The organism is Pseudomonas sp. R38(2017) (assembly GCF_002112395.1).
Classification (GTDB): domain Bacteria; phylum Pseudomonadota; class Gammaproteobacteria; order Pseudomonadales; family Pseudomonadaceae; genus Aquipseudomonas.
Genome location: NZ_NEHN01000005.1, coordinates 300,383 through 318,939, shown reverse-complemented (window position 1 = coordinate 318,939; position 18,557 = coordinate 300,383). Strand labels below are relative to the sequence as shown.

18 protein-coding genes are annotated in these 18,557 nt (G+C 62.4%); 9 read left to right on the top strand and 9 right to left on the bottom strand.

The window, feature by feature from the left end; genetic code table 11:
- Positions 1-28 precede the first annotated feature (28 nt).
- The 4 genes from CAF87_RS14515 (at position 29) to CAF87_RS14500 (ending at position 5,052) form a co-directional block, all read left to right on the top strand.
- Positions 29-2,353 (top strand): FdhF/YdeP family oxidoreductase, encoded by a 2,325-nt coding sequence (locus CAF87_RS14515; protein ID WP_085732011.1) that lies wholly within the window; start codon positions 29-31, stop codon positions 2,351-2,353.
- 110 nt (positions 2,354-2,463) lie between these two features.
- Complete coding sequence (locus CAF87_RS14510; RefSeq protein WP_085732261.1) at positions 2,464-3,879, top strand: cytochrome ubiquinol oxidase subunit I; 1,416 nt, start codon at positions 2,464-2,466, stop codon at positions 3,877-3,879.
- A 17-nt stretch (positions 3,880-3,896) separates the two neighbouring features.
- Positions 3,897-4,913 carry a cytochrome d ubiquinol oxidase subunit II gene (gene cydB, locus CAF87_RS14505; protein ID WP_085732010.1) on the top strand — a complete coding sequence of 339 codons (1,017 nt, stop codon included), beginning with the start codon at positions 3,897-3,899 and terminating at the stop codon, positions 4,911-4,913.
- On the top strand, positions 4,900-5,052 hold the full coding sequence (locus CAF87_RS14500) for a DUF2474 domain-containing protein (RefSeq protein ID WP_085732009.1): 153 nt from the start codon (positions 4,900-4,902) through the stop codon (positions 5,050-5,052). The genes cydB and CAF87_RS14500 overlap by 14 nt, the downstream gene beginning before the upstream one ends.
- A 65-nt stretch (positions 5,053-5,117) precedes the next feature.
- Here CAF87_RS14500 and CAF87_RS14495 read toward each other — a convergent pair whose 3' ends face one another.
- Entirely contained in the window at positions 5,118-5,969 is an 852-nt protein-coding gene (locus tag CAF87_RS14495) for a CAP domain-containing protein (RefSeq protein WP_085732008.1), read from the bottom strand.
- Between the two features lie 201 nt (positions 5,970-6,170).
- Here CAF87_RS14495 and CAF87_RS14490 point away from each other — a divergent pair, with 201 nt between their 5' ends.
- Positions 6,171-6,791 (top strand): cell wall hydrolase, encoded by a 621-nt coding sequence (locus CAF87_RS14490; protein ID WP_085732007.1) that lies wholly within the window; start codon positions 6,171-6,173, stop codon positions 6,789-6,791.
- On the opposite strand, the gene CAF87_RS14485 is transcribed toward CAF87_RS14490, so the two are convergent.
- On the bottom strand, positions 6,788-7,675 hold the full coding sequence (locus CAF87_RS14485; RefSeq protein ID WP_085732006.1) for a LysR family transcriptional regulator: 888 nt from the start codon (positions 7,673-7,675) through the stop codon (positions 6,788-6,790). The genes CAF87_RS14490 and CAF87_RS14485 overlap by 4 nt on opposite strands.
- Before the next feature lie 103 nt (positions 7,676-7,778).
- On the opposite strand from CAF87_RS14485, the gene CAF87_RS14480 reads away from it, so the two are divergent.
- Positions 7,779-9,179, top strand: coding sequence for an MFS transporter (locus tag CAF87_RS14480; protein WP_085732005.1), 1,401 nt, complete (start codon positions 7,779-7,781; stop codon positions 9,177-9,179).
- Here CAF87_RS14480 and CAF87_RS14475 read toward each other — a convergent pair.
- The 4 genes from CAF87_RS14475 to CAF87_RS14460 all read right to left on the bottom strand — a co-directional run bounded on the left by CAF87_RS14475 (position 9,124) and on the right by CAF87_RS14460 (position 12,359).
- Positions 9,124-10,539: a heavy metal sensor histidine kinase gene (locus CAF87_RS14475; protein ID WP_085732004.1), complete on the bottom strand. Its 1,416-nt coding sequence runs from the start codon at positions 10,537-10,539 to the stop codon at positions 9,124-9,126. The two genes, CAF87_RS14480 and CAF87_RS14475, sit on opposite strands and share 56 nt — an antisense overlap.
- Complete coding sequence (locus CAF87_RS14470) at positions 10,536-11,207, bottom strand: heavy metal response regulator transcription factor (RefSeq protein WP_085732003.1); 672 nt, start codon at positions 11,205-11,207, stop codon at positions 10,536-10,538. Before CAF87_RS14470 ends, CAF87_RS14475 begins: the two co-directional genes overlap by 4 nt.
- 19 nt (positions 11,208-11,226) lie before the next feature.
- Positions 11,227-11,478: a DUF2790 domain-containing protein gene (locus tag CAF87_RS14465; RefSeq protein WP_085732002.1), complete on the bottom strand. Its 252-nt coding sequence runs from the start codon at positions 11,476-11,478 to the stop codon at positions 11,227-11,229.
- A 167-nt stretch (positions 11,479-11,645) separates the two neighbouring features.
- Positions 11,646-12,359 (bottom strand): murein L,D-transpeptidase catalytic domain family protein, encoded by a 714-nt coding sequence (locus CAF87_RS14460; protein ID WP_085732001.1) that lies wholly within the window; start codon positions 12,357-12,359, stop codon positions 11,646-11,648.
- 152 nt (positions 12,360-12,511) lie between these two features.
- Between CAF87_RS14460 and CAF87_RS14455 the strand changes: the two genes are divergently transcribed.
- Entirely contained in the window at positions 12,512-14,116 is a 1,605-nt protein-coding gene (locus CAF87_RS14455; RefSeq protein ID WP_085732000.1) for a murein L,D-transpeptidase, read from the top strand.
- Between the two features lie 3 nt (positions 14,117-14,119).
- On the opposite strand, the gene CAF87_RS14450 is transcribed toward CAF87_RS14455, so the two are convergent.
- Together CAF87_RS14450 and CAF87_RS14445 are read right to left on the bottom strand one after the other, a co-directional pair.
- Positions 14,120-14,635 (bottom strand): DoxX family protein, encoded by a 516-nt coding sequence (locus CAF87_RS14450; protein WP_085731999.1) that lies wholly within the window; start codon positions 14,633-14,635, stop codon positions 14,120-14,122.
- A 57-nt stretch (positions 14,636-14,692) separates the two neighbouring features.
- Positions 14,693-14,890, bottom strand: a complete 198-nt coding sequence (locus CAF87_RS14445) for a hypothetical protein (RefSeq protein WP_085731998.1) — start codon at positions 14,888-14,890, stop codon at positions 14,693-14,695.
- Between the two features lie 241 nt (positions 14,891-15,131).
- On the opposite strand from CAF87_RS14445, the gene glsB reads away from it, so the two are divergent.
- On the top strand, positions 15,132-16,040 hold the full coding sequence (gene glsB, locus CAF87_RS14440) for a glutaminase B (RefSeq protein ID WP_085711458.1): 909 nt from the start codon (positions 15,132-15,134) through the stop codon (positions 16,038-16,040).
- A 69-nt stretch (positions 16,041-16,109) separates the two neighbouring features.
- Positions 16,110-17,612 (top strand): aldehyde dehydrogenase family protein, encoded by a 1,503-nt coding sequence (locus CAF87_RS14435; RefSeq protein ID WP_085731997.1) that lies wholly within the window; start codon positions 16,110-16,112, stop codon positions 17,610-17,612.
- 47 nt (positions 17,613-17,659) lie between these two features.
- Here CAF87_RS14435 and CAF87_RS14430 read toward each other — a convergent pair whose 3' ends face one another.
- Positions 17,660-18,433, bottom strand: a complete 774-nt coding sequence (locus CAF87_RS14430) for an alpha/beta fold hydrolase (RefSeq protein ID WP_085731996.1) — start codon at positions 18,431-18,433, stop codon at positions 17,660-17,662.
- Positions 18,434-18,557: the final 124 nt, after the last annotated feature.

The following is an 18,557-nucleotide window of genomic DNA, read 5'->3' as shown; positions in this document are numbered from 1 at the left end:
CCTGTGTGCATCGTCATGGAGAAGTCCCATGTCACAAGTCGACCGTTACAAACCCTACAAGGGCGCCGCTGCGGGTTGGGGCGCTGTGATCAGCCTCACCAAGAACTGGCTGGGCAGTGAAAACGCCCTGAAAAACATCCGCGCCATGCTCAAGACCAACCAGAACGGCGGCTTCGACTGCCCCGGTTGCGCCTGGGGTGAAGCACCCGGCGCGAGCATGCTGAAGTTCTGCGAGAACGGCGCCAAAGCGGTGAACTGGGAAGCCACCGGCCGCCTGGTCGATCCGGCGTTCTTCAACAAGTACACGGTGTCGACGCTGGCCGAGCAAAGCGATTACTGGCTTGAATATCAGGGCCGGATCACCCATCCGATGCGTTACGACGCCCGGGTCGATCGCTATGTCGAAACCACTTGGGATGAGGCGTTCGCACTGATCGCCAAGCATCTCAAAGGCCTGAAATCGCCCCACGAGGCCGAGTTCTACACCTCGGGTCGTGCCAGCAACGAAGCGGCGTTTCTCTATCAGTTGTTCGTCCGCGCCTACGGCACCAACAACTTCCCGGACTGCTCGAACATGTGCCACGAAGCCAGTGCGGTGAGCATGGGCGAAAGCCTGGGCGTCGGCAAAGGCACGGTGGTCTATGAAGACCTGCACCACGCCGACGCGATTTTCGTGATCGGCCAGAACCCCGGCACCAACCACCCGCGCATGCTCGAACCGCTGCGTGAAGCGGTGAAGCGCGGCGCGCAAGTGGTGTGCATCAACCCGCTCAAGGAGCGTGGGCTGGAGCGTTTCCAGAACCCGCAAAACCCGATCGAGATGCTGAGTAACGGCTGGGAAGCGACCAATACTGCATACTTCCGTCCAGCCTTGGGCGGTGACATGGCGATGATTCGCGGCATGGCCAAGTTCCTGCTGGAGTGGGAGCGTGAAGCCCAGGCCACCGGCGGCGAACCGGTGTTCGATCACGCATTCATTGCCGAACACACGTCGGGTCTCGACAGCTATCTGGCCGAAGTCGATGCCACAAGTTGGGAGCACATCGTCGAGCAGTCCGGCGTGCCGTTGCATGACATCGAACTGGCCGCGCGCATGTATGCCCGCGCCAAGAGCGTGATCATGTGCTGGGCCATGGGCCTGACCCAGCACGTGCACTCGGTGCCGACCCTGCAGGAAGTCATCAACCTGCAACTGCTGCGCGGCAACGTTGGCCGTCCGGGTGCCGGGCTGTCACCGGTGCGTGGCCACAGCAACGTGCAGGGCGACCGCACGATGGGCATCAACGAACTGGCGCCGAAAGCGCTGATGGACGCCCTGGAAAAGCGCTTCAACTTCAAGGTCCCGCGCATGCATGGCCACAACACGGTAATGGCAATCGGCGCCATGGAACGTGGCGAAGCCAAGGTGTTTATCGGGTTGGGCGGCAACTTTGCTCAAGCCACGCCGGACACTCCGCGCACCCACGCGGCGATGCGCAAACTCGACCTGACCGTGCACATCTCGACCAAACTCAATCGCAGCCATCTGGTGACCGGGCGCGACGCGCTGATCTTGCCGTGCCTGGGCCGCACCGACATCGACGTACAGGCCGAAGGCCCGCAAGGCGTGACCGTGGAAGACACCTTCAGCATGGTGCACCTGTCGTTCGGCCAGTTGAAACCGAAGTCGGCCCATCTGAAGTCCGAGCCGGCGATCATTGCCGGGATCGCCGCCGCCACATTGGGCAAGCATCCGATCGACTGGGAGTGGGCGGTGGGCGACTACGGGCGCATCCGCAACCTGATTGCCGACGTGATACCGGGCTTCGAGAATTTCAACGAGAAGCTGCTGATCCCCGGGGGGTTCCACCTCGGCAACGACGCCTCCGAGCGTGTCTGGAACACCGAATCCGGTAAAGCCCAGTTCACCCCGTGCGTGCTGCCGGAACATCTGATCAGCGAAGGCGTGCGCAACCTGCCGGTCAAACCGCATCTGATTCTGCAAACCATGCGGTCCCACGATCAGTACAACACCACGCTGTACGGCCTCGACGACCGTTATCGCGGGGTCTACGGCATGCGCGACGTGGTGTTCGCCAACGAGCAGGACATCCGCCGGCTCGGTTTCGAACCGGGGCAGAAGGTCGATCTGGTGGCGCTGTGGGGCGACGAACGTGAGCGTCGGGTCAGCGGTTTCACATTGATCGCCTACGACATTCCAGCGGGTCAGGCTGCCGCGTACTACCCGGAAACCAACCCGCTGGTGCCGCTGGAAAGCTACGGTGATCGCACCTATACACCGACCTCCAAATTCGTGGCGATCCGTCTCGAAGCCGCCGAGGCGAGCAACCTGATCCCGTCGTCGGTCGCGTAGCCGACCCACGCGATCCAACCCTTTTGCATTTTGACTGGCTGCAGGCGTTCGCGCCTGGCGGTGGCCCGGCCGTGTGTTGCCGCTTTTTCAGCCTTGATGAGGACATCATCATGTTCAACCTGGAGGCACTGGACCTGGCGCGAATTCAATTCGCGTTCACGGTTTCGTTCCACATCATTTTCCCGGCGATCACCATTGGTCTTGCGAGTTTTCTCGCGGTGCTCGAAGGCCTGTGGCTGAAAACCCGTAACGACACTTACCGCGATCTCTACCATTTCTGGTCGAAGATCTTCGCCGTCAACTTCGGCATGGGCGTGGTATCGGGTCTGGTCATGGCGTACCAGTTCGGCACCAACTGGAGCGGATTCTCTGATTTCGCGGGCAGCATCACCGGGCCGTTGCTGACTTATGAAGTGCTGACGGCGTTCTTCCTCGAAGCCGGGTTCCTCGGGGTGATGCTGTTCGGCTGGAATCGTGTCGGCCGTGGCTTGCACTTCTTTGCCACGGTGATGGTCGCCATCGGTACGCTGATTTCGACCTTCTGGATTCTCGCCTCCAACAGCTGGATGCAGACCCCGCAAGGCTTCGAAATCGTCGACGGCCGGGTGATGCCGCTGGATTGGCTGGCCATTGTGTTCAACCCGTCGTTCCCGTTCCGTCTGGCGCACATGGCGATTGCCGCGTTCGTCGCCACGGCGTTCTTCGTCGGCGCTTCGGCGGCTTGGCATTTGCTGCGCGGCAATGACACCCAACCGGTGCGCAAGATGTTTTCCATGGCGCTGTGGATGGCGCTGATCGTCGCGCCGATTCAAGCGGTGGTCGGTGACGCCCATGGCTTGAACACCCTGGAGCATCAACCGGCAAAAATCGCCGCCATCGAAGGCCACTGGGAAAACGCCGACAACGGACCAACCCCGCTGGTGCTGTTCGGCATCCCGGACATGCAGGCGGAGAAAACCAAATACGCCATCGAGATTCCGTACCTCGGCAGCCTGATCCTCACCCACAGCCTCGACAAGCAGATTCCGGCGCTCAAAAGCTTCCCGAAAGAAGACCGGCCGAACTCGACCGTGATTTTCTGGAGCTTCCGCGTGATGGCCGGGCTCGGCATGTTGATGATTCTGGTCGGCATTCTGGGGTTGGCGCTGCGGCGCAACGGCAAGGTCTACCGTCATCGTGGCTTCCAGCGGCTGGTGCTGTTGATGGGACCGAGTGGTCTGGTCGCGTTGCTGGCGGGTTGGATCACCACCGAAGTCGGGCGTCAGCCGTGGGTGGTGTACGGCCTGATGCGTACCCATGACGCCGCGTCCCATCACTCGGTGGCGCAGATGAGCACTTCGCTGGCGCTGTTCGTTGTCATCTACTGCTCGGTGTTCACCGTTGGCATCGGCTACATGATGAAACTGGTGAGCAAAGGCCCGCAGCCACACCACGAACACCCGCCTGGAGGCACCCAGATACAGACCCCGCGCTGGCCACTCTCGGCGGTTACCGACAACCTCGAATCCGCGACCCGGATCCACTGATAAAGGAGCGTTGAGTCATGGGTATTCAAGGTATCGATCTCTCGTTGATCTGGGGCGTGATCATTGCCTTCGGGGTGATGATGTACGTGATCATGGACGGCTTCGATCTGGGCCTCGGGATCCTGTTCCCGATGATCAGCGACGAGCAGGAACGCGACGTGATGATGAACACCGTCGCACCCGTTTGGGACGGCAACGAAACCTGGCTGGTGCTAGGCGGCGCGGCGCTGTACGGCGCGTTTCCGCTGGCTTACGGAGTGATTCTGGAGGCGTTGTATCTGCCGCTGATCTTCATGCTCGCGGGGCTGATTTTCCGTGGTGTGGCGTTCGAGTTTCGTTTCAAGGCGCCGGCTGAAAAACGTCATCTGTGGGACTGGGCGTTCATTGGCGGCTCGCTGCTGGCGACGTTCTCCCAGGGCGTGGTGATCGGCGCGTATGTGGCCGGGATTCCGGTGGTGGATCGGCAGTTTGCCGGTGGCGGTCTCGACTGGCTGGCACCGTTCCCGCTGGTCTGCGGCGTCGGTCTGGTGATCGCTTACGCCTTGCTGGGCAGCACTTGGCTGCTGGTGAAAACCGAAGGCATGCTCGAGTCGCGGATGCGTCACTACAGCCGTCCGCTGGCCTGGCTGTTGCTGGCGATGGTGGTAGTGATCGGCGTGTGGACGCTGCAACTGCATCCGGAACTGGCCACCCGCTGGTTCAACCATGCGCACCTGACCGTGTTCGCCGGGCTGGTGGTACTGGCGGCAGTGGCGCTGTTCGGGTTGTTGCGCTCGTTGCGTCAGCGACACACCCACTGGCCGTTCGTGTTCACCCTGGTGCTGATGTTCCTGGGTTATATCGGGCTGGCGCTGAGCATCTGGCCGAACATCATTCCGCCGTCGGTCAGCCTGTGGGCGGCGGCATCACCGGCTACCAGCCAGTTGTTCGCCCTGATCGGCGCGCTGTTCATCCTGCCGGTGATCCTGATGTACACCTTCTGGAACTACTACGTGTTCCGCGGCAAAGTGAGGATCGGCGATGGCTACCATTGAGATGCGTGAATTGAAAAGTCGCTGGTACAAACGACTCGGCTGGCTACTGCTGATCTGGTCCGGCAGCGTGCTTTCGCTGGCGGTGGTGGCGAGTCTGCTGAAACTGGCGATGTATGCGGCGGGGATGAGGACCCACTGACCCATAAAAAACCGGAGCCTGGCTCCGGTTTTTTGCATCCTTCTGATGGGAGGGTGCCTTGAGAATTATTCCCCGCCAAACATCGCGGTCCAGTAGATGCCGGCGCTGCTCTTCGGATCGACTGCATAGGCCGCGCCCAGTTCGCGGTACTGCGGGTTCATCAGGTTGGCGCAATGGCCGGGGCTGGCGAGCCAGCCGGCAACCACTTTCTGCACGGTGTCCTGCCCGGCAGCAATGTTCTCGCCGACCTGCTGGCCGCTGTAGCCGGCCAGTTCGGCGCGGTCGCCGGGGGTGCCGCCGTTGCGGTCCTTGTGGTCGAAATAGTTGTTGTTGGCCATCTCGCGGCTGTGATCCTGGGCGACACCGCCGAGCACTGCGTTCCACGCCAGTGGCGCCGCCGCGGAGAACGACTGGCCGCCGCACTGGCGCGGCTGGCTGCGGGCGGCGTTGAGTTGCGTCAGCAATTTCTGGCCTTCGGCTTGTCCGTCGCCCAGGCGTGCCGACAGCAGCGGTCGCGCCAGCGTGATGCGCCAGTCACGGTCGGCGCGGCTGACGCCGATATCGACGAACTGCGGATCCAGCACCACCTGACAGAAGCTCTCCTGAATCGCCTTCATCGCCGCCGCTGCATCCCGCGGACCGTTGAGGGTGATCGCCTGCACATTGACCATCGGGTAGCTGGCGCTGGCCATGGCCTGTTGCAGATCGACCATGCCACTGGCCGGCAAACGCAGGCGCGGGTCAGCCGACAGCGGCGGCAATTCACTGGATGCCTGCGTGCCGCAGCGCTGCGGCTGGCTGCGGTAGCTGTTGATCGACTCGATCAATTGCGACTCGTCGCTGGCCATGGCCGAAGCGGCCAGCGCCAGGCCCGTGGACAACGCGGCGAATCGCAGAACGGATGGCATGAAGCGCATGGAAATCTCCCTTGGGCTGAGTGCGTCCATGATGCGCGAAACGCCCCGGGGTCGTGCAATGTCTTTTTTCTTCATTGTGTGGTTTTCAGCACGGAACGTTGCGCCGAATTCTGCCGTCTACACTCTGCGAAACCCCCGGAAACCGGGCGTCTCAGCCACGTAACACTTTGCCCGCGACGGGCGCTGCCGGAAGAATCGATCATGAAATTGCACGGGCTGATCTGTTGTCTTGTGTTGACCCTGCTGAGCGGCGCGGTGCTGGCGACGGATCAGGCGCCGATCAAGGAAAAGGCCGAAGCGAAAGCCGAGGTACTGGAAGAGAAGGCTGCCGACAAACCCGACGCGCCTCCTGCGCCGAAGTCCGAAGCCATCACCCCGAAAGAGGTGCAAGCCGTCGACCCGGCCGGCACCGCGCCGCTGGACGATCCCATCACCTGTCTGGCTCGCAGTATCTATTGGGAAGCCAAGGGCAAGGACACGGCGGAAATGGAGGCCGTGGCCAGCGTGGTGATGAACCGCCTCGGTCACGACGGTTTTCCGGGCACTGTGTGCGAGGTGGTCAAGCAGGGCTCGGAAACCAAGAGCTGCCAGTTTTCCTGGTGGTGCGACGGCAAGTCCGATCAGGTCAAGGAAGACGCCGAATATGCGCTGGCCAAGGAAATCGCCGGCAAGGCCCTGAACCGTCAGCTCCCCGATCGCACCCACGGCGCTTTGTACTTCCACGATCACAACGTCGACCCGAGCTGGGCGAAGAAGTACACCAAGACCGCCGAGACCGGGAAATTCCTGTTTTATAAACCCAAGGACGGGGAGGCGCGCTAGGCGCAGACTTCCCGCACACAATTGCGCAGCCAGCGGTGCGCCGGGTCGGCGTCCATGCGCGGATGCCAGAGCATCGACACGCTGATGTCCGGCATCCGGAATGGCAGGGCGAAACTGTGCAGACCCGTTCGCAGTTTGCTGGTGTGACGTTCCGGGACGGTGGCGATCAGGTCGGATTCTCGGACCAGCGTCAGCGCCGCGGAAAACCCGCCGAACGAAGTGACGATGTCCCGTGTCAGGCCGAAGGCGAGCAGCGCTTCGTCCACCGGACCGCTGCTGCGCCCGCGACGTGACACCAGAATGTGCTGGCCCGAAGCGAAGCGTTTGGCGCTGACCTTGCCGCTGCTCAATGGATGCCCCTCACGCACCACACCGATCCACTGATCGCGGAACAGGATGCGGCTGTGCAGCGTCGGGTCGGTGCTGTCGTCGACCACGCCGGTTTCCAGATCCACCCGACCTTCGCGCAGCAGCGTGCTGTCCTTGTCGGCCTTTTGTACAAAGCGCAGGCGCACGTCGGGCGCCTCTTCGGCGATGCGGGCGAGCAGCGCGGCGGCAAAGGTTTCGACAAAACCGTCGGTGTTGCGCAGGGTGAACGTGCGCCGCAATTGGCCGGGATCGAGCACTTCTGCCGGGCGCAAAACCGCCTCGGCTTCCTGCACCAGATAACTGACCCGGTCGCGCAGTTCCAGCGCGCGCGGGGTCGGCACCAGTCCGCGACCGGCGCGCACCAGCAGCGGATCCCCGGTGGTTTCGCGCAGACGGGCCAGCGACCGGCTCATGGCTGACGGGCTCAGACGCAGACGCTGAGCGGCGCGAGCGACGCTGCCTTCGCTCAGCAGCACGTCGAGGGTGATCAACAGGTTCAGGTCCGGCGCATTCATGACATGGCGTTCCATGCAGGTATCAAGTGCAAAGCATGCGTCTTGCGCCTTGTGTTGTCGAGGCTCAGGCTATGCCGCATGACTTCTGCCCTGTGAGCCCCCCATGCACCGAGAACCCCTGAGCCCTTCAGCCCGCTGGGCGCTGACCAGTCTGGCGCTGTCGATGCTGATGCCGTCGCTGGACACCAGCATCGCCAACGCCGGACTGCCGACCCTGGCGGCAGCATTCGATGCGACGTTTCAACAAGTGCAGTGGATCGTCCTGGCCTACCTGCTGGCTATCACCACGCTGATTGTCAGCGTCGGGCGGCTGGGTGACGGCTTCGGTCGGCGGCGCTTGCTGTTGATCGGTATCGGTATTTTCACCACCGCATCGCTGGCTTGTGCACTGGCGCCGAGCCTTGCCTGGCTGATCGGAGCGCGAGCGGTGCAAGGCCTGGGCGCGGCGATCATGTTTGCGTTGACCGTGGCACTGGTTGCCGATGCGGTGCCCAAATCCCGGGCCGGCAGCGCGATGGGGTTGCTGGCCACGATGTCGGCCACCGGCACGACCCTCGGGCCTTCGCTCGGTGGACTGTTGATGGCGCATGTCGGCTGGGAGTCGATTTTTGTGATCAACGTGCCGTTGGGGCTGCTCAATGCATGGCTGGTGTATCGCTATCTGCCGAAGGATCGAACCGCACGCTCGCCTGTTGCGTTTGATTATCCTGGCACCGCGGTGCTGATGCTGACGCTGGCGGCCTATGCGCTGGCGATGACGATCGAAGGGTTCACCCAGACGTTGTTGCTGATCAGTCTGTTGGGCGTGGGGTTGTTCATCCTGGTCGAGAGGAAGAGCAAGGCGCCGCTGATTCACTTGTCATTGTTTGCCGACACGCGAATCAGCAGCAGTTTGGCGCTGACCTTGCTGGTCACAACGGTGATGATGACCACGCTGGTGGTCGGGCCGTTTTACCTGAGCCGAGGCTTGGGTCTTTCCAGCACTCAGGTCGGACTGGTGTTGTCGATCGGGCCGTTGTTGGCGGCATTCAGCGGCGTACCGGCGGGGCGTCTGGTGGATCGTTTCGGTGCGCGGCGGATGGTGCCGGGTGCGTTGCTCGGACTGGCCTGCGGTTGCGCTTTGCTGGCGCTATTGCCGGTGAGCCTCGGACTGCTTGCCTATGTGTTGCCGATAACAGTGGTTGCATTGAGTTATGCGCTGTTCCAGGCCGCCAACAATACCGGGCTGATGGCGGGTGTCGGGCAGGATCAGCGCGGGGTGGTCTCGGCCATGCTCGGGTTGTCACGCAATCTGGGGTTGATCACCGGGGCAGCGGCGATGGGTGCAGTGTTTGCCCTGGCCACGGACGACCTGACTCAGGCGTCAGCGGCGGTTATCGCCGGCGGATTGCACATGACCTTCGGCGTTGCTACGGCGCTAATGTTCGCGGCGTTTGCGCTCGGTGCCTTCACACACTTGCGTCTCGCGTCTCCCGTGCAGGAAAGAACAGCTCAAAGCAGGTGATGCCGTCAACGCTGCTGACGCTGTAGCGGCCCTGATGCAATTGCATGATGGTCGCCACGATAGACAGGCCCAGACCGTTGGACTGGGCCGAACGTTCGCGGGACGGGTCGGCGCGGTAGAAACGTTCGAACAGCCGTGACAGATGCTCCGGGGGAATGGTCTCCCCGTGATTACGCACCCGCAGGTAACTGCCATCCGGTTTGGCAATGGCCTCAACCTGCATCGTCGAATCCGCTGCGCCGTACTTGATCGCGTTGGCGCACAGATTGGCCAGGGCCCGACGCAGCAGCATCGGCTCAGCCCAGATCACGCCGCTGCCACGGGCCTCGATGGTGACGCCGACATCGGCAGCCAGGCCTTCGAAATAATCGGCGATGCGTTGCATCTCGTCGCGGGCGTCCAGTTCCTGACGCTGGCTCAAGGCACTGGCCGGGTCGGTGCGGGCGAGAAACAGCATGTTGTCGAGCATCCGCGCCAGCCGTTCGAGTTCTTCGACGTTGGAGGCGAGCAGCTGTTGATAGGCGTCGACGCTGCGGTGCTGTTGCAGGGCGACCTGGGTTTCTCCGAGCAGGTTGTTGATCGGCGTGCGCAGTTCGTGGGCCATGTCGGTGGAAACCTGACTGAGTTGCGCAACCCCTCGATCGAGCCGGTCCAGCATCGCATTAAAGGCTTCGATCATCGGCTGCAATTCCCGAGGCGTGCCGTGGCGATCGAGACGTTCGCCGAGGTTGGCGATACCGATCCCGTGGGCATGCCGGGCAATCCGCCGCAGCGGCAGCAAGCCGCGATACACCAGCAGGCAGCCGACCAGCGCCAGGACAATCGCCGCCAGTGACGCCAGGCCATACACGCTAAGCCGGTAATTGGCGAGCATCGCCGTGCGTTCGCTCATCACCTTGCCGATCAGCACCTGCAGATTGCCTTGGTCGCCGGAATCGATACTGGCCGCCACCGCCGAGAACGGCACGCCGTTGATGCTCGGCAGATGCTGCACGTCGTTCAGTGCCATTACATGGTCGACCGGCACGGCGGGCACACTCGGTAGTGCCAGTTCGCTGGGGTTGACCACGAACAAGGGCGGTTGCCCCGGCGCACCGATGGTCAACAGCGCTTCGCGATTGCCCAGCATGTTCTGGAACAGCGCCGGTTTGTTCTTGATCAGCTCCAGGGTGTTGCTGTCGTTGAGGATGGTGCGCAACTGATCGATGCGGCTGACCAACTGGATGTCGTCACGACGGGTCAATTGCTCTTCCAGCTGGTTGTAAAGCGCCGCGCCCAGGCCCGCCAGTGCAGCAAAGGCGAGCACCGCGAACACCAGCGCCAGACGCAAGGTCAGGGAGTAAGTGCCGGTGACTTTCATGGCTGGGTATCGAAGCGGTAGCCGATACCGCGCACGCTGTGGATCAGCTTGAGCGGGAACGGATCGTCGATCTTCGCCCGCAGGCGGCGTACGGCGACATCGACCACGTTGGTGTCGCTGTCGAAATTCATGTCCCACACACGCGAGGCGATCAGCGAACGCGATAGCACCTGCCCGGTGTGGGTGGCGAACAGTTGCAGCAGGGCGAATTCCTTGTTGGTCAGGGTGATCCGGCTGCCGGCGCGGGTCACCCGGCGCTTGAGTACGTCGATCTGCAAATCGGCCACCTGCAATTGTTCTTCTTCATGGATCGGCCCGCGCCGGGTCAGGGTGCGCAGGCGTGCCACCAACTCGGCGAAGGAAAACGGCTTGATCAGATAGTCGTCGGCGCCCAGTTCCAGGCCTTTGACCCGATCCGCGATGTCGTCACGGGCAGTGAGGAACAGCACCGGCGTGTCGGCTTCCTTGCGCAGCCGGCGCAGAACCTCCCAGCCATCCATTTTCGGCATCATCACATCCAGCACGATCACGTCGAAGTCGTGCTCCAGCGCCAGGTGCAGACCGTCCGCGCCGTCCCGTGCCAGGCTCACGTTGTAACCCAGTTCCTGCAAGCCGTTGAGCAGGTAATTGCCGGCCTTGGGTTCGTCTTCGACGACAAGGATATTCATGGGCACTGCGCCTCATTGGTCAGTTGGTGCAACCGCTGCCTTGCACTTGATAGTCCAGCACATGTTCGCGGCCCTGGTGGTCGAGGTAGTTGAGTCGTGCGGGAATGACGCCGCAGGTCTGGGAAATATCGGTGCTGGAAAGGACTTTGTCGACATCCAGGTGCACATAGAAGCCGTTGGTGTCGTGAATGACCGTGTTGTCCGGCATTTCGGCGGCGAACACGGTGCCGGTGGAGAGGAGGGCGGTGAAGGCAAGGATCAGGGTTTTCATGATGAGTCACTCGGGTCGGTGAAGTGGATCGGCAGTGGTGCCGGAACAACTTCAGGCTACCGAGCGATCCGCTCGGCAAACCGACAACTCAATGACAAAGTTGTAATGAAACCCTGAAAACACAAATCCCCTGTGAGAGCAGGGGATTGTTTTGACAGCGGCTGTTTTCAACTGCCGTGGGTACTGAGAATGCTCGCAATCTGTTGTGGCTGGCAGTTGAGGTACGGCGAGGACTTCAGCCAGTGCTGGTCCGGGTACCAGGAAAACATGTACTGGCCGTCCTTCAGGCTGTCGATTACGCGTCTGGCGACTTGCGGCCGCACCGCCGGGCAACCCTGGCTGCGGCCTAGCCGGCCCGTACGTTTGCTCCAGAACAGATTCACGTAGTCGGCGGCGTGGATCACAATGGCACGGTCACGGGCCATGTCATTGACGCCCGGTTCCAGACCGTCCATGCGCAACGAATAACCGTGAGTGCCTTCGTAACTTTCCTGGGTGCGAAACAGTCCAAGGCTGGACTGAAAACTGCCTTCGCGGTTAGAGAACCGGGTGGCGAAGTTGTCCCCGGATTTCGAGCCGTGGGCGACCAGGTCGCGCAGGATCAGTTTTTTCTTCGTCAGGTCGAAGATCCACAGGCGTCGCTCGGTAGACGGTTGCGAATAATCGATGATCGCCAGGTGACGGGACTGCTTCGCTCCGTTGTTGATTGCGCATTGCATGGCGTTCAAGGCACCTTTCAGCGCCTGGGGATTGAGTTCCGGAGCGGCGTGGGCGAGGCTGTTGTAGAGAACCGGCTGCGAGGTGCCGGCGGCAAAAACCTGACTGGTCACCAGCCCGATGGCAGTGGCAGTCAGCAGAAGTCGGCGCAAAAACGTCAACATTTAAAGTGAATCCTCACTGGCTACTTGTTTGGCACTTTGGCTCCTGACGTCCAGTCGTCCCCGGCAGGCCCGCGAATCGGACCTGACTGTATCACCGCACCTGATGTAAGGTTGACCGTCAATCAAGACGGCCATGGATTGGAGTAAAGCAGTTGTTCAAAAAGTACGCATGCTACTTGAGCATTTGTCTGCTCGCTGCGCCGTTTGTCGTTTGTGCCGAAGAGCCGTTGCCGGCGCTCCCGACACTGGCGGCGGAGGCGCCCGTGGAGCCGCAAAGTCCGTTGCAGGCCGTGCTTATCGGTCTACCGCAGGCTTGCCCGGCGATTGCCGCCCGTCTCAGTGGCCCGGCCCTGGAACAGTTGCAGGCGTTCTACCGGCAGCAGGACTGGATGCCGGTGTGGGCAGCGGCGGGGCAATTGCCGGCCTTGCACGCGCAATTGCAGCTGCTGGCCGACGATGGCCTCAATCCGAAACGCTATCCGGTCGCCGACACGGCCCCGCAGGATGGCGAACTGTGCGCCGACATCGACATCAGTCGCAATTACCTGCAAGCCTTGCAGGATCTGCATTACGGTCGTCTGCTGCAGTCGCATTTCGAACCGTTGTGGCATTCCGACGATACGCCCCGCGATCGTCAGGCGGAGCTGCTCGCCATCGCCGTGCCGGGCATGCATGACGTAGCTGCCGCCTTCGATCTGGCGCGCCCGCGCCTGGCGCAATACCAGAACCTGCGTCATCTCTATGCCGCACAACGTCTGCTGGCCTTGCCGCACTGGCAATCGGTGGGCAACGGGCCGTTGCTGCGCCCGGACATGGAAGACAAACGCGTGCCGGAGCTGGCGCGGCGGCTGTACAGCGAAGGTTATCTGAGCAGTGTGGTCGGCACGCCGGACAACGCTTATCACGGTGTTTTGGTCGAAGCCGTGAAAAGCTTCCAGGCCAACCATTCGTTGCAGGCCGACGGTGTGGTCGGGCCGGGGACGATCGCCGAGATGAACATCAGCCCGCTGACCCGTCGCGAACAACTGCGGGTCAACCTTGAGCGTTTCCGCTGGCTGGCCCAGGACATGGAGCCCGATGGTTTGCTGGTCAACGTTGCCGCCGCGGAGCTGACCCTGTACCAGGGCGGTCAGCCGGTGTGGCAGACCCGTACTCAGGTCGGTCGCGCCGAGCGCCAGACGCCGCTGCTCAAATCCCGGGTCACGCGCCTGACCCTGAACCCGACCTGGACCGTGCCACCGACCATCTGGAAAGAAGACAAGCTGCCGGAAATCCGCAAGGACCAGACTTTCCTCAGCCGTCAGAACCTGCAAGTACTCGACGCCAACGGCCAGCCACTGGCCGCCGCCGACATCGACTGGGACAACCCCGGCAACATCCTTCTGCGTCAGGATGCCGGGCCGCGCAATCCGCTGGGGCAAATGGTCATCCGCTTCCCGAACCCGTTCTCGGTGTACCTGCACGACACGCCGAGCAAGGCGCTGTTCGACAAGGGGCCGCGGGCGTTCAGTTCCGGTTGTGTGCGGGTCGAGCACCCGATGAAGCTGCGTGACTTCCTGCTCAGTCCGGCGGAAATAGCCCGCACCGACACCTTGCTCGCCACCGGCACCACCCATGAGTTTCGCCTGAGCAACCCGGTGCCGATCCTCATGACTTACTGGACGGCACAAGTCGACGGGCAGGGCCGCGTGCTCTACGCGCCGGACATCTACAGTCGCGACAGCGCGTTGCTCGCGGGCCTTGACCGGGCGCATTGATCCTCAACGGCTGGCGTGTTTCCAGAAAAAACGCGCCAGCCACGCATCCACGCTCAACTTGCCGGCCCCGGCAAACACCAGCGGCACCAGCGCAGCCAGGTAAATCGCCGGCAGCTTGAAGTTGCCGAAGCCTTTATTGGTGATCGCATAACCCTGGGCCAGTTCGCTCAACGACGACCAGTCTGCCGGCCAGTGCACGGCAGCGGTGGCGACCACGGTCACCACGATCAACGAAATCGCCGAGATCCGCGTGCCGAGTCCGATCAGGATCGCCAGTGCGCAGATCAGTTCGGCCCACATCGACAGCTCCCAGTTCAGCGTCGCCGGCAAGTGATCGAAGGGAAACGGGAAACGGTCCTGAATGTCTTCGAACCAGTTCTGGCCGTTGAATTTTTCCAGACCCGATTCGAAAAACTCCCAGGCGATGAACAGGCGCAGGGTCAGCGGTGCCAGCCACTGGCCGGCGCGGTCGAGATTCAGGTGCAGGCCTTTGACGGCGGTCGAGAGAGCAGTGGTCATGGTGCGACTCCATTCAATTCAGTGGAAACGGGGCACTGGTGTGCCCCGTGCAGAGGGTTATTCGCCGGCACCGCACTTGCCTTCGCCGCATTTGCCTTCCGAGGTTTTTTCCGGGGTGTCGGCCTGGGTCTGGCTGTAGCCGTGATCCAGTTGCTTGACGCTGAACGCCTCGGAAGCCGACGCCGCGTTGGACAGGGCCAGGCCACCGGCAAGCAGCAGGCCGAGCGTCAGGGAGGTTTTCGAGAGTTTGATCATGGTGATTCTCCGATGCGATAAGTGAGTTCAAAGGATTGATCGGGGCTGCCGATCGACAGGTTCATTTGAACGTCGGGCTGTATCGGTGATGTGTCGCGAATGGGGGGATTTGTGCTCGTGGTGTGTCTGTCGCCGCGTCGTATACAGTGCGATACACGAACGCGGTGTGATTCGGCCGGCGGGCGCAGCGTCTAGCCACGGTGTCCCCGCAATCCCATGGGGCGAGACTTCGAGACCCGGCATGCAAGCGCTGTTGAACGAGATCCTTGACGCTGTCCGGCCCCTGATCGGGCAGGGCAAAGTGGCTGACTACATTCCCGCCCTCGGCACCGTGCCGCCCGATCAACTGGGCATTGCGGTGTACGGCAACGACGGCGAGATGTATTGCGCCGGCGATGCCGAGACGCTGTTCTCGGTGCAGAGTATTTCCAAGGTGTTCAGCCTGGTGCAGGCCATCGAACACTCCGGCGAGGCGATCTGGGAACGCCTGGGCCACGAACCGTCCGGCCAGCCGTTCAACTCGCTGGTGCAGCTGGAGTTCGAACGCGGCCGTCCGCGCAACCCGTTCATCAATGCCGGGGCACTGGTGATCTGCGATATCAATCAGTCACGTTTTGCCGCACCGGCCTTGTCGATGCGCGACTTCGTGCGACGGCTGTCGGGCAATCCCCAGGTGATGGTCGACGGCAAGGTCGCCGATTCCGAATACCAGCACCGCGCACGCAACGCGGCGATGGCCTACCTGATGCAATCTTTCGGCAATTTCCACAACGACGTTGAAGCGGTGCTGCGCAGCTACTTCAGTCACTGCGCGTTGCGTATGAGCTGCATCGACCTGGCCCGGGCGTTCTGCTTCCTGGCCAACGACGGCTATTGCAAACACAGCGGCGAACAGATCCTCACCCGCCGCCAGACCCAGCAAGTCAACTCGATCATGGCCACCAGCGGCCTGTACGACGAGGCCGGCAACTTCGCTTACCGCGTCGGTTTGCCGGGCAAGAGCGGTGTCGGTGGCGGCATCGTTGCGGTAGTGCCGGGGCAGTTCACGGTGTGCGTGTGGTCGCCGGAACTCAATGCGGCGGGCAACTCGCTGGCGGGCATGGCAGCGTTGGAAATGCTCAGCTCGCGGATTGGCTGGTCGGTGTTCTGAGCCTGTGTTGCTTTGAGGGTGGGCAAGCTATACATTTTCCGGCCGCCCTCAATATGGTGAATCTGCTTCATGTCTCTCGCGCTCGAACGTCTCGTCGCTGGCACGCCTATCCCTTTCGCTGGTAACCGCGTCACCGTGGTCAGCCCCGAACTGGCCGAGCGTTTCCGACCCGGCGACCACCTGTTGGTGGAGCAGGTGAGTGGCGAGTTGTTGCTGATTCCAGTGGTGGATCAGCAGGCCGCTTCGGTGGCGATCGAACGTGCAGCGGCGGCGTTTACTGCGTTGTCTACGGTGCCGGATGAAGCGATCAGCCGTTTCTTCGACCTGTTCGCTCAACGCCTGGAAAATCCGGACGCCTGGGCGTTGATCGAAACCGCCAACCTGGCCGACATCGAACGGGCCAAGGCACGCGGTCGGTCCACCACCCGTTTGCTCGCCGATGAGCGCATGCGCCGCGACATGATCGCCGGCCTGCGCGCCTGGCGTGACGCGCCGGCCACCCGTGGCAAAGTGATCAGCAGTGTCGAGCATGACGGCTGGAAGGTCGAGCAGGTGGTGTCGCCGCTGGGCATCGTCGCGTTCGTCTTTGAAGGTCGACCAAACGTCTTCGCCGATGCCGCTGGCGTACTGCGCACCGGCAACACCGCCGTACTGCGCATTGGCAGTGATGCGTTGGGCACCGCGCAAGCCATCGTCACCCACGCCCTGAACCCGGCGCTGGCCGATGCCGGCCTGCCGGCGGGTGCGGTGTCGCTGGTCGAGAGCGTCAACCACGCCGCCGGCTGGGCGATGTTCGCCGACCGGCGTCTGTCGCTGGCGGTGGCCCGCGGTTCGGGCCGTGCGGTCAGCCAGTTGGGCAGTATCGCCCAGCAGGCCGGCACCGCCGTCAGCCTGCACGGCACCGGTGGCGCGTGGCTGATTGCCGATCGTGATGCAGACGCAAAACGTTTTGCCGCCGTGGTGCGTAATTCGCTGGATCGTAAGGTCTGCAACACCTTGAACGTCTGCTTGATCCAGCGCGACCGTGCCGCTGAGCTGGTGCCGTTGTTCCTCGATGCCTTGCAGCAGGCCGGCACCGCGCGCGGTCAGGGCTGCAAATTGCACATCGTCGAAGGCAGTGAAGGTTATCTGCCGAGCGAGTGGCAGAACGCGACGGTTGAGGTCTATCGTGCCGAGGGTTATCAGACCGAAGCCTTGGCCGAGCCATTGCCGCAAGCGCAACTGGGCCGTGAGTGGGAATGGGAAGAGACCCCGGAAACCAGCCTGATGATCGTCGACGATCTGGATCAGGCCATCGCGCTTTTCAACCGCTACAGCCCGCAATTCACAGTGTCGCTGATCAGCGAAGACGCGGCGGTTCAGGAGCGTTTCTACAGCGCGGTCAATGCGCCGTTCGTGGGTAACGGCATAACCCGTTGGGTCGATGGACAGTACGCGCTGAACAAGCCGGAGCTGGGGCTTTCGAACTGGGAAAGCGGTCGCCTGTTTGCCCGCAGCGCGATTCTTTCGGGTGACGGTGTGTTCACTGTCCGCAGCCGAATGACGCAAATCGATCTGGGCGTAAAACGCTAAAACACAAACGCCGCACCTGTCGCAATGACAGGCGCGGCGTTTTCGTGTCACTTGGCGGTGGCGGCGGATTCGATCAGGCTGGCCACGGTTTTCGGATTCGACACCATCACCACATGGGACGCACCCTTGACCACTACGGTCTTTTTGGCGTGCGCCCGTTCGGCCATGAACGCCATGGCTTGCGGCGGGATGTTCTTGTCCTTGTCGCCGTATACGAACCACGACGGAATCGATTTCCACGCCGGCTCGCTGGCCGCCTCGTTCAGAGCGGCCTCGGTGACCGGGCGCTGGGTGGCGGCCATCAGTTTCGCGTCGGCGTTCGGTACATCGGCGGCGAACTGGTCGTGGAACTTGTCCTGCTGGATATACAGATCCTTGCCACCGTCCTTCAGGGCAACGGGCGGCGCGAGGGTCGGGCCGAGGGTGCTGCCGGGGAATTTTCCGGCCAGTCCGGCCACGGTTTCACCGGCTTCCGGCGCCAGGGCCGAGACATACACCAGCGCCTTGACGTTGGCGTTGCCGTACGCAGCTTCGCTGATCACCGGTCCGCCATAGGAATGACCGACCAGCACCACCGGCGACTTGATCCCGGCCAGCACGTCGGCGACCGATTGCGCATCACCCTTGAGCGTGCGCAGCGGGTTGGCCGCGGCGATCACCGGATAACCGTCCTTTTCCAGAATCTTCACCACACCATTCCAACTACTGGAATCGGCAAAGGCACCGTGCACCAGCACCACGGTAGGTTTCTCGGCGGCCATCGCCGAGGTGGCGCCGGCCATGGCGGCGGTAAGGGCCAGTCCTGCAAACAACTTGTTCATCGAATGTTCCTTGTGTCGGGAGGAGGGATGCAGCGTCAGGGCTTATTCAAGGCGCACGCTGTATCGCTGATGTGTCCGCCTCCCGGCGCGGGTGCATGAAACTGTGTCTGGCGGGGCGCTGGCT

Excerpts from the sequence above, each read along its gene's own strand:
- CAF87_RS14500 (WP_085732009.1), top strand. The coding sequence starts at position 4,900 with ATGGCTACCATTGAGATGCGTGAATTGAAAAGTCGCTGGTACAAACGA.
- CAF87_RS14445 (WP_085731998.1), bottom strand. The coding sequence starts at position 14,890 with ATGATCAAACTCTCGAAAACCTCCCTGACGCTCGGCCTGCTGCTTGCC.
- CAF87_RS14430 (WP_085731996.1), bottom strand. The coding sequence starts at position 18,433 with ATGAACAAGTTGTTTGCAGGACTGGCCCTTACCGCCGCCATGGCCGGC.
- CAF87_RS14475 (WP_085732004.1), bottom strand. The coding sequence starts at position 10,539 with ATGAAAGTCACCGGCACTTACTCCCTGACCTTGCGTCTGGCGCTGGTG.
- CAF87_RS14515 (WP_085732011.1), top strand. The coding sequence starts at position 29 with ATGTCACAAGTCGACCGTTACAAACCCTACAAGGGCGCCGCTGCGGGT.
- CAF87_RS14510 (WP_085732261.1), top strand. The coding sequence starts at position 2,464 with ATGTTCAACCTGGAGGCACTGGACCTGGCGCGAATTCAATTCGCGTTC.
- glsB (WP_085711458.1), top strand. The coding sequence starts at position 15,132 with ATGCAAGCGCTGTTGAACGAGATCCTTGACGCTGTCCGGCCCCTGATC.
- CAF87_RS14465 (WP_085732002.1), bottom strand. The coding sequence starts at position 11,478 with ATGAAAACCCTGATCCTTGCCTTCACCGCCCTCCTCTCCACCGGCACC.
- cydB (WP_085732010.1), top strand. The coding sequence starts at position 3,897 with ATGGGTATTCAAGGTATCGATCTCTCGTTGATCTGGGGCGTGATCATT.
- CAF87_RS14480 (WP_085732005.1), top strand. The coding sequence starts at position 7,779 with ATGCACCGAGAACCCCTGAGCCCTTCAGCCCGCTGGGCGCTGACCAGT.
- CAF87_RS14495 (WP_085732008.1), bottom strand. The coding sequence starts at position 5,969 with ATGCGCTTCATGCCATCCGTTCTGCGATTCGCCGCGTTGTCCACGGGC.
- CAF87_RS14450 (WP_085731999.1), bottom strand. The coding sequence starts at position 14,635 with ATGACCACTGCTCTCTCGACCGCCGTCAAAGGCCTGCACCTGAATCTC.
- CAF87_RS14435 (WP_085731997.1), top strand. The coding sequence starts at position 16,110 with ATGTCTCTCGCGCTCGAACGTCTCGTCGCTGGCACGCCTATCCCTTTC.
- CAF87_RS14490 (WP_085732007.1), top strand. The coding sequence starts at position 6,171 with ATGAAATTGCACGGGCTGATCTGTTGTCTTGTGTTGACCCTGCTGAGC.
- CAF87_RS14470 (WP_085732003.1), bottom strand. The coding sequence starts at position 11,207 with ATGAATATCCTTGTCGTCGAAGACGAACCCAAGGCCGGCAATTACCTG.
- CAF87_RS14460 (WP_085732001.1), bottom strand. The coding sequence starts at position 12,359 with ATGTTGACGTTTTTGCGCCGACTTCTGCTGACTGCCACTGCCATCGGG.
- CAF87_RS14485 (WP_085732006.1), bottom strand. The coding sequence starts at position 7,675 with ATGAATGCGCCGGACCTGAACCTGTTGATCACCCTCGACGTGCTGCTG.